This is a genomic window from Mordavella massiliensis (assembly GCF_016902415.1).
In the GTDB taxonomy this organism is placed as follows: domain Bacteria; phylum Bacillota; class Clostridia; order Lachnospirales; family Lachnospiraceae; genus Merdimonas; species Merdimonas faecigallinarum.
In genome coordinates, this window is the sequence record NZ_JACJLV010000003.1 from 1 (window position 1) to 12441 (window position 12441).

A 12441-nucleotide genomic window follows, 5' to 3' on the forward strand; every position below is an offset into this window, starting at 1 on the left:
CTATATGATATTATCAGAATATTCTTACTCCTTATTCCTTCCACCTACACCCTTACGGCGCCCGGCGGATCCAATCTCTTCTCTTAAACGCAAATAACCGCGGAACCATACATTCCACGGCCATTGCCCCATTTCCTAAAACCTCTCTTGCTTTGACTTATTCCGTCAGGTAAGCGGCAAACTTTTCCTCCGCAAGACTTTCGTCCATGCCATTTACCACCAGCAGCATGGGCATTCCCAGTTTAATGGTCATCAGACCGACGATAGACTTCCCGTCAATCTTTATGTGCCGGTTGGAAAGATTCACCACATCCACGTCCGACTGCATCTTCTGGCAGGTCGAACAAAAAGACATGATCTGCTCCGGCGTAATAAATTTAATCTTTCTTTCTATCATTTTCTGGTACCTCCTGCACACTCTTGTCTACTATACACTATTTCTGCAGATTTGGGTACCAAAAATAAAATCCTTAGCAAAAGTTTTTCACCGGAAGCAGCAAATAGAAACCTGGACGCTCTGGACGTCTTTCTTCTTTTTCATTATAATAACATCAGAATACTTATTGCTGATATGAGGTTGAACACATGAAGAAGCAAACTCTTTCCAACAAAATCCTGTCTCTCTTTTTTGTAGTCTTCTGTCTGTCCACAGGGACAATCGCACTGACTGCCTGTACCGGCGAAACCACGCAGGAAACAAAAACGCCAGAAGCCAGAGCGCAGGAATCGGAAAAATCCGATGCTGACAGTCCGGAGATCCTCCATTTTGTAGATGTATATCAGAACCCTTATCAGGTGGAGATCAATCCCCGGGTAAAAAAACACGATTACAAAGTGGATGCATTTGTCCACAATGGCCATCTCCTGTCCTATGAGGGCGACAGCAATTATACCTACCGGCTCGGCGTAGATGTCTCGGAGCATCAGGGGTATGTTGACTGGCAGGCGTTAAAAGCCAGTGGATTTGACTTCGCCTTCATCCGGCTGGGCTACCGGGGCTACGGACAGGAAGGAAATATCCGGCTGGACAAAGAATTTCACCAGAACATCCAGAATGCACAGGCCGCCGGCTTTGATGTAGGCGTTTATTTCTTCGCCCAGGCGATCAACGAAGAAGAGGCTCTGGAAGAAGCGAACTTCGTTTTGCAGAATCTTCAGGGATATACGCTGCAGCTTCCGGTAGTCTACGATCCGGAAAGCGTTCTGGACGATGAAGCCCGGACCGACAACGTCTCCGGAGAACAGTTTACCAAAAATACAGAAGCTTTCTGTTCCGCTGTGGCGGACGCAGGCTATGAGCCCATGATCTACGCCAATATGCTGTGGGAGGCTTTTGAACTGAATCTGGAGAAGCTCTCCGAGTATCCGCTGTGGTACGCAGACTATGAGCCCGCTCCCCAGACGCCTTATCATTTCCAGTTCTGGCAGTACACCAATCAGGGACAGGTTGCTGGTGTCAACGGAAATGTAGATCTGAACATTCAGCTCATTCCCACAAAATAAAATCGAAAAAAGGCCTGTAAACAAATACGTTTACAGGCTTTTTCGTTCCCTCCCCCTGTTGGACTCGAACCAACGACAACTCGGTTAACAGCCGAGTGCTCTACCGACTGAGCTAAGGAGGAATATGTGTTTTGACAACACATATAATTTACCACAGTTCTATATACTTTTCAAGCATTTTCCAAATCTTTTTCCACTTCGGTTTTCCGCTTATCCTCTGTAGTAATTGATCAGGCAGCCTTTGGTGATGATCTCACGCTCTGCGTCAGTCATATCGCCCAGCTTAAAGGTCACTTCCGCAAGATCTTCGCCTTTTACCACATATGCTTTTACTTCCGCCGCTTTTTCGGCGATCGCTTTGCGGATCTCCGGCACGAAGATGTAGTCGCCGTTCGCAAAGCTTAAGTGTTCGTGGTCTTCCTCTGTAATAAACGGCAGCATGCCCCAGTTGATCAGATTGGAGCGGTACCGCTTGGTGGCATATTCATTGGCAATATTCGCCCAGCCGCCCAGTACTTTCTGGCAGGAAGCCGCCTGCTCTCTGGCGGATCCGTCGCCCGGCTTTACTGCAAAGATGGTGCTGCCGATGCCGAGATTTCCTTCCCCTGCCTCCGGGAACTTCGTCTTTACCGCAGCCATCACCGGCTTTAACTCTTCCAGCACTTCCAGCGGACAGGTTCCTTCTTCTATGGCCTTCTGCGCTTTCTGTACCTCTTTGGCGCGCCCTACATAAGCCGGATCCTTTCTGGACAGGGCAAATTCCGCCAGCCCCAGCGGATTGGAGCGGTAAGAAGACGTCTCGCCGGACGGGATCAGCTCATCGGTGGTGGTCACCGGATCATGGATCTCAGACACCACTTTCAAAAGCAGATTCTCCGGAAGCGCCGGCATAGACGGCCAGTCCTTGATGTTCGGTCCGAACTTGATCTTTACACTGGGATCTGCCACGCCCTTGCTGTCAAAGACACGGTTGGCATAAATGTTCCGGTCAAAATGATAGGTTCTTCCTTTGTGTTCTACATCCATATCTGTCGCAGGCGTCAGGAAGCCCTTGTTGGCCGCAGTCGCCGCGATCGATCTTGCATCCATCAGCGCTACAGATGCGATCTGTCCGCTCTGCAGCTTGGATCCTTCCCGGTTGGGGAAGTTTCTGGTGGAATGACGGATGGAAAATGCGTTGTTGGCCGGAGTGTCTCCCGCGCCAAAGCAGGGGCCGCAGAACGCTGTCTTCAGGATCGCTCCCGCCTCCATCAGATCCGCCGCCGCGCCGTTTTTGATCAATTCCATGTAGATCGGCGTGCTGGCCGGATAGACGCTGAAGGTAAATTCATCCGCGCCGATGTAATGACCGCGGATCAGATCCGCCGCCGCACAGATATTTTCAAATCCGCCGCCTGCGCAGCCGGCAATGATTCCCTGGTCTACATACAGTTTTCCGTCCACGATCTTATCCTGCAGAGAATAGTCTACCGCGCCGTCCAGGCTGACCAGCGCCTTCTGCTCCACATCATGGAGAATATCTTTTAAGTTTGCATTCACTTCTTCAATGGTGTAGGTATTGGACGGATGGAACGGCATGGCGATCATGGGCCGGATCTCGCTTAAGTTTACATAGACCATACCGTCATAGTACGCCACATCCCCCGGATTTAATTCTTTGTAATCTTCTTCTCTTCCGTGGATCTCGTAAAATTCCCGGATCTTTTCATCCGTTTTCCAGATGGAGGACAGGCAGGTCGTCTCGGTCGTCATTACATCAATGCCGATCCGGAAGTCCGCGCTCAGCTTCTCTACGCCCGGTCCCACAAACTCCATCACTTTATTGTTTACATAGCCATTAGAAAATGTCGCGCCGATGATTGCAAGAGCCACATCCTGAGGACCGACTCCCTTTACCGGTTCGCCGTCCAGGTAAATGCCGATCACCTGCGGCATCTTGATATCATAAGTTTTATTCAGAAGCTGTTTTACCAGCTCCGGACCGCCTTCTCCCATGGCCATGGTTCCCAGCGCCCCGTAACGGGTGTGGCTGTCCGAGCCAAGGATCATCTTTCCGCCGCCGGCCAGCATCTCCCTTGCATACTGGTGGATCACCGCCTGATGGGGCGGTACGTAGACCCCGCCGTACTTCTTGGCGCAGGTCAGGCCAAACATGTGGTCATCCTCATTGATGGTGCCGCCTACCGCGCACAGAGAATTGTGGCAGTTTGTCAGCACGTAGGGGATCGGAAACTTCTCCAGGCCGGAAGCTCTCGCCGTCTGGATGATCCCGACAAAGGTAATGTCATGGGAGGTCAGCTTATCAAACCTGATCTGCAGTTTCTCCATCGTTCCGGATGTATTGTGTTCCTCAAGGATCCGGTATGCCATGGTATTTTTTGCCGCTTCTTCTTTCGAAACTTCCCTGCCTGTACGCAGTCCGATCTCCTGTCCGCTTTCCACGATCTCTGTCCCGTGCAGGAGATAAACACCTGCGTCATATAATTGAATCATTCTTATAAACCACCTTTCTGCGAAAGGCACCGATGGGGTTATGAAACCCTTTCTCGAATAAACTTTCGCTTCTTCTTTCTTTGTTGTTATACTCCTCTTGTAGGATCCTGGCATACTACAGAACCTGAGGAGGTGAGTGGCGGGGCTGTATAGCGGCAACCCCGTATTCTTATATAGGTCGGCCATCCGTTAAGGCATCAATGATTGGCGCATTCCCATAGCCCGTAAACTTATCTCTTCCGAAGTTGACTCGATTTCGCCGGATGACCAGTCCCTGCCAGTCCTGCTATTTTCTTTACAGGAGGAACCCTATGTTTAAAATCTTTCGTAACAACTGCTGTGGCCTTGATGTCCACAAAACCTGGATCTATGCCTGCATCGGTATTACCGATCCCAATGGCCGTACAGAGTATAAGCAAGCCCGCTTTTCTTCCTTTTCCAATGGACTCAGAGATTTAGCTGCCTGGCTTGCCAAATATTCCTGTACCGAAGTCTGCATGGAATCCACTGGCAAGTACTGGATCCCTGTTTTTAACATCCTCGAAAAGTCCTGTTTTGTCACCCTGGCCCATCCCAAATATACAAAACCGCAAAAGGGCAATAAAACCGACCGCAAGGATGCTAAATGGATCTGCGACCTGTTCATGTGCGACATGATAAAACCCAGTTTTATCCCTTCTCCGGAAATCCGGCAGCTTCGGGATCTGATTCGCTATCGCGTCAAACTTACCAACATGCTCACCGGCGAAAAGAACCGGGCCCAGAACTGCCTGACGGTTTCCAACCTGAAACTTGATGACGTTTTCAGTGATGTCTTTGGAAAGTCTGCTCGTTCCATTACCAACTATATCCTGGATCATCCTGGCGAAACCTTTGATGTTTCTCCTTTTGTAGATCCGCGGTGCAAAACACCTGTCTCTGAAATCCAGGCTGCTGTTGACGGCGCCATCTCCTCCGAGCAGGCTGTCAAGCTGCGCCAGTGCCTCGCACACATCGACGAGCTTGAAGCCCACCGCAAAGAGATCGAGTCTGAGATCTTTCAGATCGCAGAACCCTTTTCTGCCGTTTTAGATCTGCTTTATACTCTCCCTGGATTAGATAAGAATCCGATGACTGCTATTGCCATTCTCTCTGAGATTGGTCCGGATATGTCCGTGTTCCCGTCATCCAAACATCTTGTCTCCTGGGCTGGCTGCTGTCCCCGTAATGACCAGAGCAACCAGAAAGTAAAATCCAGGCGGATCTCCCGCGCCGGCAGTTATTTGAAACCTCTTCTTGTCCAGGTCGCCAATGCGTTGATCAAATCCAAAAAGCACCCGGAATTTAAAGAGAGGTATCACAGGATCAAATCCCGCCGGGGTCATAAAAAGGCAATCATCGCTGTCTGCAAGATGCTCCTGACCGCTATCTGGAACATGCTGAGCAAACTTGAGCCTTACAACCCGGAAGGATTTCTGGAGCACAGGCCTGTCAAGCAGGAAAAGACTTTGACAGTATCACAGGCTCTTGAATTTCTCAGGCTTCGGGGATATACAATCACTAATCAGTAGTCATTGTTATCTCTCCATTCCTTATATTTTGCAGTTGTTCTCACCCGCTAATTGCTAATTTTCGGGTGGCTTGTTTGCTATACTCTTTTTTAGTGGTTTACCTCTACTTCTTTGTTTCAAACTTACGCTCCTCCTTGTCTTTCATTATTCTTTGTCTCGCAAATCTCTCATATGGTCCGCCACCATCATGGCGATCTTAAAGGTCAGGGCGTCCTCAAAGATCCGGACGTCCAGCCCTGTTTTTTTCTGGATCTTCTCCAGCCGGTACACCAGCGTATTCCGGTGTACAAACAGCTTTCTTGCTGTCTCGGAGATATTCAGGTTATTATCAAAGAAAGTATAAACGGTAGCCAGTTCTTCATCTTCGAACCGCTCCTCCGCGCCATGCTCAAAGACTTCTTTTAAAAACATTTCGCAAAGCGACGGCGGAAGCTGATGGATCAGTCTTCCGATCCCCAGTTCATTGTAAGCCAGAATATTTTTCTCCACATAGAAGACCCGGCCTACCTGCAGCGCCAGATCCGCCTCTTTGTAGGAACGGGAAACATCCTTTAATTCCTCCACAATGGTTCCGTAGGCCACCCGCACGCCTACCATGGCCTCCATGTTCAACGTATCCGTAATCTCATGGGCGATATGGTTCAGGCTAGTGTAATCATCCGTGGCCTCCAGGGCCTTTACCAGGATTACATGCCGTTCGTCCACCGCTGTTACAAAATCCCGCATACCGGTGGCGTAGAGGCCTCTCATGGTCTCCAGGATCATGGTCTCTCCCTCATTCTTGGATTCGATCAGGAATACCACCCGTTTTAACTCCACCGGGATCTTCATTTTCTTGGCCTGGTTGTAAACGTCCACCACCAGAAGGTTGTCCAGGATCAGGTTCTGGATGAAACGGTTTTTATCCATTCTGTCCTTGTAGGCGATCAGCAGATTGGTGATCTGACTGGCGCCGAATCTTCCGGCCAGTATGGCTTCTGTTCCTTCTCCTTCCACCCCCAGCACGTACACCGGTTCGTCATCTTCCCTGATCAGGTAAAAGCTGACGCCTTCCCTGACAAGTTCGTCTACTTCCTCCTGGCCGAACTCTGCCGCGGCAGACTCCCACGCGGTCATCTTCTCGCTGGTCATGACCAGGCAGACTCCCTTTTTATCCCAGACGGCACACTCTACATTGCCGATTCTTTTCACATCCTGCACGGCTCTGTGCAGCAACTGATTTGAAAGCACGTGGATCCCTCCTGTTCTTTGCTTGATCTTCTGCGTTCTATGATACCATACACCCGCGGGGGTGTACAAGTAAAAAGGGGCTGTCGGTTAATACCGATTTTAGCCCCTGACATACAGGGCACAAAATCCCCTTGTTTGGATTTTTTGAAGCACGCCTTTCGCTAAGCGGTTTTCTGCTCCTTTTTCTCTTCGTATTTCTCAATCTCATGATGTAAAAAGCGATGGTATTTCATGATATTCCTGCCTATCGCATACAGCATGAACTCTTTATATACTTTCTCCTCTGAGCGGTAGTTAAACCGCCGGAAGTTTTCATTCTCTTTGATATCTCCAAAGTGACCTTCCGTCTGGATTGACCGTGTCTGCCGTTTCAGGATCCCTTCTTCACTCTGGATATTAGCGTTGGATTCTTCCTTCAGTTCTTCCCAGCGTTCGTTGATCTTCATGGCCTTATTCCGGTCCGGATTTTCTTCAGCATTGTATTTATAAAGACATTTCGATTTATGCTCACATCCGCTGCAGTCTGCGCAAGATCATATTTGGGGCCGTACCCATTCTCAAGCAGAAAGGCATTATACTTTGCGTAAAGGGCATCTATGCTGTCCAGAAGCCCCGCAAGGTGATAGTTCAGGCTGCCCCGCCAGACGAACGTATACCTGTTTGCATTCGCTTCGATCTTTGTTCCATCGATATAAAGCTCTTTCAGCGTGATCAGCCCTTTCTTTCCTGGCCTTGAAAAACGAATTTCAGACGTAAATATCAAAATCTGAACAATATTTACAAAGAGTTGTCTGTCAATCCGAGAAGCCAATCCCTGGCATTGATCCGGCGTATCCCGTCATACTGTACTTCCGGGTCATCATCAAGTGTCAATATCATTTTGGGATAGTGATCCCGGATTACCATAAGTGGTCTCAGTTCTCGTTCCAGCGTCTTTTCATCCCGTACTGAAAGGGCGACCTGATAATACCGTATCCCTTTGCTGTTCTGTGCGACAAAATCGACTTCAAAAGAATCAATTTTCCCCACATATACATCATATCCCCTGCGGAGCAGTTCCAGATACACCACATTTTCCAGAATATGCCCCGCATCCATCTGCCTTGAGCCCAGCAGCATATAACGAAGGCCTATATCCACGACATAATACTTTTCCAAGGTCTTCAAGTATTGCTTTCCTTTGATATTATACCGCTTTGCCTGGTAAATAATATAGCTTTCTGTCAGAGCCTCCAGATATTTTTCTACCGTTTTCGTATCAATTTTCCGTCCATCGGAAGTCATTGTATCCGCAATCTTCTTAGAAGAAAGAGGATTCCCGATGTTGTCAAACACAAACCGCAGGACGCTTTTGAGCATCATAGTATCCGTAATTCTCTTTCGGCTTACAATATCTTTGACGACGATCGTATTGTACAGACCTTCCAGGTAATCCCTGATTTCGTCTGGCTGCCCTTTCAGTTCCAGGGTATAAGGGAACGAACTGTTTTCCAGATATTCTGTGTATTTCACGCCTCTGTCCGTCATGCTGCCCGTACTCTCCATATATTCTTTAAAGGACAATGGGAGCATTTCAATCTGCACATATCGTCCGGAAATCAGAGTCGCAATCTCACTGGAAAGCATATAGGCATTGGAGCCGGTGATATAAATATCCACATTTTTCTTAATATACAGGCTGTCCACCACTTTGGGGAAATCCTCAACATGCTGGATCTCATCCAGGAAAATATAGGTCATTTTTTCCGGAACCAGCCGTTCTTTTAAATATGCATATAGTTTTCGGTAATCTGTCAGTTCTTCAAAATCAATATCCTCAAAATTTATTGAAATGATTTGTTCCTCTTCTGTCCCTTGTTCCAGCAGCCAGTTCTGATAAATCTCCAACAGGGTAGATTTCCCGCATCTGCGGATGCCTGTAACAACTTTAATAAGCTGTTTATCTTTGAAAGCAATCAGTTTATCCAGATATTCTTTCCGTTGAAGCACCATGAGCATACCACCCTTCTCAACTTTTAAGGTTAGTATACCCTAAATCAAAAAAAATATCAAAAGTTTTTGGAACGCAGTCCAAAAAACTTTTGATATTTCATAATTTTATGGAATACACCTCTGATTTGGTTCGAAACCAGATCTAATATATACGGAATTTACATCTCTGATTTATAGTAATTGATCAGGCATCCATCCAATATGATCTGTCTCTCTGCATCTGTCAGGTCGCCCAGTCTCAGATCGATCTCTTTGAGGTCATCGCCGACTACATATGCTTTGATGACATCTGCTTTTTCTTCAACTGCCTTTCTAACATCCGGCAGAGTGCAACAGCGATACATACAATAACGGCCGCCACCCCCGCCGCTCTCCCGGAAAAGGGCAGCGCGGTCCTGTTCCGCAAAACCCTCACGATCACATAGATACACACGATCCATATGACCGCGACATCGCAGAATTCATCCAGCAGAACGAGATTCCCTGTCTCAGGCAGCAGCAGACCGGCTGCTATGACTGCCAGCACGAGAATACAGAGAATGATCTCATGATTTTTTATTTTTCTTCCTGATTTGCCCATGATGCTTCCTTTCCCGGCATACTTTTTATCTAAACAGCCAGATATTCCATTTATACTTTTTTAAAAGTAATCTCTGTTTGTAAAACACGCTGCAGCTTCTCTATTGCGTCACGAACGTCTTTCTCTGTCAGATTCTGTCCTCCATCAAACTTATAAGGCCATTTCTCCATGAATATTCCTTTGCATAATCAATGCACGCTTTTCCAAAACTGTCCTTTTCATAGATATTTGAACCGTGATCTATTAAATATTTATATACCGGCATAGCCGTCTCTGTCGGCAGCTTTACAACGGTAATCGCATAATTAAGTGGAATTGCGCCATATTTGTCTTTTTCGTTTATATCCACCCCCGCCTCGACCAACAGCCGAGTTACTTTTAACATGTACTGCGGATCAGGTCTCAATACAGAGAAGTAAAATATATGCAGCGCATTTCTTTGATCTTTTGGACTTTTAAAGTTAACATCCGCCCCCTCAGATATTAAAAATCGAATCATCTTTATTTTTTCATCTGTATTATGGTCATTGACAAACACTAATTGAAACAAACTTAATCCTGTATACTTATTGAACAGATTCGGATCTCCTGTATAAAACTTCAAAAACTCCGAATAAGTTCCATCTCTTACTACATCAAAAATGTCTGTAATCCTCATAAATCTCCCTCCTCAAATCATTCAATCTTTCTCAATAACTTTATCGTCCGTTTCCTGCAGATACCTTTCTGCATCAAAGTGTGCTTCAATGATATTTTTCAGGAATTCAGTTTCTACAACTCTGTCATCCTCATACAGTACAATTTTCGCCCCTTTTTTCTGCAGCTCCTCAATGAGCTCGTTCATATGCTGCAGCCCCTCTATGTTTTTCTAGACTGCATATATCGATATAGCCATTATTACTTAAGCATTCTCTTATTTCGGAAAGGGAGCGACTCAGCATTTTTCTGATCAGAGGAATATATTTCTTTTCATTTCCATCTTTAGAGACTTTAAACTTTATTTCACTCATAATGTATTCTCCCGGTCTGCTTCCCACTGTTCCATCTTCTTTCTTGTCTTCTCAGTCCACCATACTTTTTCGTCAACTTTTTTCAAATATGACGGCATTCTCTCGATACATTTCTGCCGCAATTCTCCTGCATCTTCTATAAGATCCGCAAGACCCCCGCTCTCCTTCTCCGGTTCTTTTTCTTTCAGATACTCTGTGTAAACCTCCCTGAATATACCGCTGAGTTCTTCTGTCTTTTTCCCGTCTTCCTGTCCTGGGAAAATATGATAACAGGACCAGAGATATGCGTTAAGTTCCCGGATTTTCGGAACACTAACCTGAACTCCAAGGTCAATTTTCACCATATCACCGGTCGCATAAAGGAAAATCACCGGTGTCGTGTCCCGGTTCATTATATTGCCGGTTACTTCAGCCCCTCCTAAGATCACAAGTTCTTTTGGAATATAAGTTCCTCCTGCTCTTCTTTTGTAAGCCGCCTGTTCAGAGCGGGCAGACTATGGTATGTTGTTCTGTAATATCTGAGCAGGGGCGGCAGCGTCAGGACTGCGCCCGCCAATGCAAGAACACTCGCCGCCAGCGATGGAATATTCTCCGGGTGCGACAATATTCCGGCGAAGCCTGCGAGCGCCATCAGACCCCATGCACACAGGGCCAGGTTTTTCTTAATGGGGTATCCTCTCCGCCATTCTGTTTTTCTCAACTGCTTCATTACTTTCCCTTTAAGTCAGACTATATCTTCTCTTCCTCTTTCATGACTTCTATACTTACAAACAGGCGGTCAGGTAAAAATCCCGCCGAAAGAAAATATATAAAAGTGGCACATGCGACAAGAATTATTATCTTTGTATTTAAGATCACACCTGGATGAAAGCAAAACCATAGAGCAATTCCGTACAATCCCCCTTGAAAGATCAATTCAGCAACAGCACACAAAAAATATACTTTACGTTCCTGATCTGGTTTTTTGCAGAGAATTTTTATCGTGCAAGTTTCATTACGGGCACCCAGACATTTTTTTAACTTTAATTCTTTTCCAGCTCTCCATATATTATAAACAGCAAAAACTACGAGCAGCAAAGTAAGAATAAAAAACGGGCCTTTCACTCTTCCTTCTATATTTACCTGCTGTGATATCCATCTTGCCCCAGTGCAGAACAATATTGTTAAAACCGGACTCCAAAATATAGAAAGCGAATTTATTCCGCCTCTTCTTTGTAATACTGCGGCCTGCTGTTCAGTCAGAATATATGCTTTCTTTTTGAAAAAGCATATAAAAATACCTGCAAAGACCGAATACCAGTGCGGCAGCCAGTCAACAGCGTACACATTTTCTTTATACCTTATCAACTTATAGCGGAAATTATTTGTCGCGCATAAAGCATTCTTCCAATCCATTCTCTCCGGCATTATTTTCCCTCTGACAGCTTCGCAATTTTATCTATCTCAAAGAGTATAGGACTTTGATAATCCGTCGTTTCGTCAGCAAAACACCGCGCTATGCTGTTCCAGTGAATATCAGGAAGTTCATTGATATTATCGCAGGATATGATCTGTAACATAACGTCATATATTTTTTTGATTATTCCCGAATACTGTAACTGCGTATTATAATCGGAACGGAGTATCTGTATGACTTTTTCACAATGCTTTTTTATCTCTTCCATGTGCTTTGGAATACCTCATCTAACCACTTCATAAAAATCTCGCTTGAATCTGTCCCCGTCTTTGCGGAACAGATACTTTCATACTTATATTCCGTGTCTATTTTACCGCTTTTACAGTCATAGATTATTTTTAATTCTGTGGGGACAGGTTTTCCGTAATGTATGCATATTTGTCTTATCTTCTCCAGATCTGATTCTCCAAGATCCAGAAAATCCCATATCGCGTCCGGATCGGCAGCTATATTATTTGTTGTTTTAATCTGACCGTCAATGTTGAAAAATGCATTGAAAGAAATACTGCTTTCTTCGACAGAGCCATAGGCATAAACCTTATCAGCCCTATTGCCCGCAAATTCGACACATAATGAAATAATCTGTGACTGCGCATCCATAAATTCATCTTCAAATTCTCTGTCCAT

General features: G+C 45.9%; 13 protein-coding genes, 1 tRNA gene and 2 pseudogenes. 2 read left to right on the forward strand and 14 right to left on the reverse strand.

Going from position 1 to position 12441, the window contains the following annotated elements; genetic code table 11:
• Nucleotides 1-157: 157 nt before the first annotated feature.
• On the reverse strand, nucleotides 158-397 hold the full coding sequence (locus tag H6A13_RS01230; RefSeq protein ID WP_204907802.1) for an HPr family phosphocarrier protein: 240 nt from the start codon (nucleotides 395-397) through the stop codon (nucleotides 158-160).
• 188 nt (nucleotides 398-585) lie between these two features.
• On the opposite strand from H6A13_RS01230, the gene H6A13_RS01235 reads away from it, so the two are divergent.
• Complete coding sequence (locus H6A13_RS01235; protein ID WP_204907803.1) at nucleotides 586-1503, forward strand: glycoside hydrolase family 25 protein; 918 nt, start codon at nucleotides 586-588, stop codon at nucleotides 1501-1503.
• Nucleotides 1504-1552: 49 nt separating this feature from the next.
• Here the strand turns inward: H6A13_RS01235 and H6A13_RS01240 are convergent.
• Nucleotides 1553-1625 (reverse strand) — tRNA-Asn (locus H6A13_RS01240).
• 88 nt (nucleotides 1626-1713) lie between these two features.
• Complete coding sequence (locus H6A13_RS01245) at nucleotides 1714-3996, reverse strand: hydratase (RefSeq protein ID WP_204907804.1); 2283 nt, start codon at nucleotides 3994-3996, stop codon at nucleotides 1714-1716.
• 311 nt (nucleotides 3997-4307) lie between these two features.
• Between H6A13_RS01245 and H6A13_RS01250 the strand changes: the two genes are divergently transcribed.
• On the forward strand, nucleotides 4308-5546 hold the full coding sequence (locus H6A13_RS01250) for an IS110 family RNA-guided transposase (RefSeq protein ID WP_204907805.1): 1239 nt from the start codon (nucleotides 4308-4310) through the stop codon (nucleotides 5544-5546).
• 144 nt (nucleotides 5547-5690) lie between these two features.
• Here H6A13_RS01250 and H6A13_RS01255 read toward each other — a convergent pair whose 3' ends face one another.
• The 11 genes and pseudogenes from H6A13_RS01255 to H6A13_RS01305 form a co-directional block, all read right to left on the reverse strand.
• Nucleotides 5691-6776, reverse strand: a complete 1086-nt coding sequence (locus H6A13_RS01255) for a helix-turn-helix domain-containing protein (protein WP_204907806.1) — start codon at nucleotides 6774-6776, stop codon at nucleotides 5691-5693.
• A 161-nt stretch (nucleotides 6777-6937) separates the two neighbouring features.
• Nucleotides 6938-7294: pseudogene (locus H6A13_RS13215) on the reverse strand (transposase); the annotation flags it as partial.
• A 259-nt stretch (nucleotides 7295-7553) separates the two neighbouring features.
• Complete coding sequence (locus tag H6A13_RS01265; protein ID WP_338042981.1) at nucleotides 7554-8765, reverse strand: ATP-binding protein; 1212 nt, start codon at nucleotides 8763-8765, stop codon at nucleotides 7554-7556.
• A 161-nt stretch (nucleotides 8766-8926) separates the two neighbouring features.
• A pseudogene (locus H6A13_RS01270) lies at nucleotides 8927-9091 on the reverse strand (hydratase); the annotation flags it as partial.
• Between the two features lie 384 nt (nucleotides 9092-9475).
• Entirely contained in the window at nucleotides 9476-10006 is a 531-nt protein-coding gene (locus H6A13_RS01275) for an ankyrin repeat domain-containing protein (RefSeq protein WP_204907808.1), read from the reverse strand.
• A gap of 21 nt (nucleotides 10007-10027) precedes the next feature.
• Nucleotides 10028-10192 (reverse strand): hypothetical protein, encoded by a 165-nt coding sequence (locus H6A13_RS01280; protein ID WP_204907809.1) that lies wholly within the window; start codon nucleotides 10190-10192, stop codon nucleotides 10028-10030.
• Nucleotides 10176-10358 carry a hypothetical protein gene (locus H6A13_RS01285; protein ID WP_204907810.1) on the reverse strand — a complete coding sequence of 61 codons (183 nt, stop codon included), beginning with the start codon at nucleotides 10356-10358 and terminating at the stop codon, nucleotides 10176-10178. Before H6A13_RS01285 ends, H6A13_RS01280 begins: the two co-directional genes overlap by 17 nt.
• Nucleotides 10355-10786 (reverse strand): hypothetical protein, encoded by a 432-nt coding sequence (locus tag H6A13_RS01290; protein ID WP_204907811.1) that lies wholly within the window; start codon nucleotides 10784-10786, stop codon nucleotides 10355-10357. The genes H6A13_RS01285 and H6A13_RS01290 overlap by 4 nt, the downstream gene beginning before the upstream one ends.
• Complete coding sequence (locus H6A13_RS01295; RefSeq protein ID WP_204907812.1) at nucleotides 10783-11067, reverse strand: hypothetical protein; 285 nt, start codon at nucleotides 11065-11067, stop codon at nucleotides 10783-10785. The genes H6A13_RS01290 and H6A13_RS01295 overlap by 4 nt, the downstream gene beginning before the upstream one ends.
• 20 nt (nucleotides 11068-11087) lie before the next feature.
• The gene (locus H6A13_RS01300; RefSeq protein ID WP_204907813.1) at nucleotides 11088-11765 is read right to left on the reverse strand and encodes a DUF443 domain-containing protein; all 678 of its coding nucleotides are present in this window, start codon (nucleotides 11763-11765) and stop codon (nucleotides 11088-11090) included.
• Nucleotides 11766-12009: 244 nt separating this feature from the next.
• Complete coding sequence (locus H6A13_RS01305; RefSeq protein ID WP_204907814.1) at nucleotides 12010-12441, reverse strand: hypothetical protein; 432 nt, start codon at nucleotides 12439-12441, stop codon at nucleotides 12010-12012.

Excerpts from the sequence above, each read along its gene's own strand:
- H6A13_RS01230 (WP_204907802.1), bottom strand. The coding sequence starts at position 397 with ATGATAGAAAGAAAGATTAAATTTATTACGCCGGAGCAGATCATGTCT.
- H6A13_RS01235 (WP_204907803.1), top strand. The coding sequence starts at position 586 with ATGAAGAAGCAAACTCTTTCCAACAAAATCCTGTCTCTCTTTTTTGTA.
- H6A13_RS01245 (WP_204907804.1), bottom strand. The coding sequence starts at position 3,996 with ATGATTCAATTATATGACGCAGGTGTTTATCTCCTGCACGGGACAGAG.
- H6A13_RS01250 (WP_204907805.1), top strand. The coding sequence starts at position 4,308 with ATGTTTAAAATCTTTCGTAACAACTGCTGTGGCCTTGATGTCCACAAA.
- H6A13_RS01275 (WP_204907808.1), bottom strand. The coding sequence starts at position 10,006 with ATGAGGATTACAGACATTTTTGATGTAGTAAGAGATGGAACTTATTCG.
- H6A13_RS01280 (WP_204907809.1), bottom strand. The coding sequence starts at position 10,192 with ATGAACGAGCTCATTGAGGAGCTGCAGAAAAAAGGGGCGAAAATTGTA.
- H6A13_RS01285 (WP_204907810.1), bottom strand. The coding sequence starts at position 10,358 with ATGAGTGAAATAAAGTTTAAAGTCTCTAAAGATGGAAATGAAAAGAAA.
- H6A13_RS01295 (WP_204907812.1), bottom strand. The coding sequence starts at position 11,067 with ATGAAGCAGTTGAGAAAAACAGAATGGCGGAGAGGATACCCCATTAAG.
- H6A13_RS01300 (WP_204907813.1), bottom strand. The coding sequence starts at position 11,765 with ATGCCGGAGAGAATGGATTGGAAGAATGCTTTATGCGCGACAAATAAT.
- H6A13_RS01305 (WP_204907814.1), bottom strand. The coding sequence starts at position 12,441 with ATGGACAGAGAATTTGAAGATGAATTTATGGATGCGCAGTCACAGATT.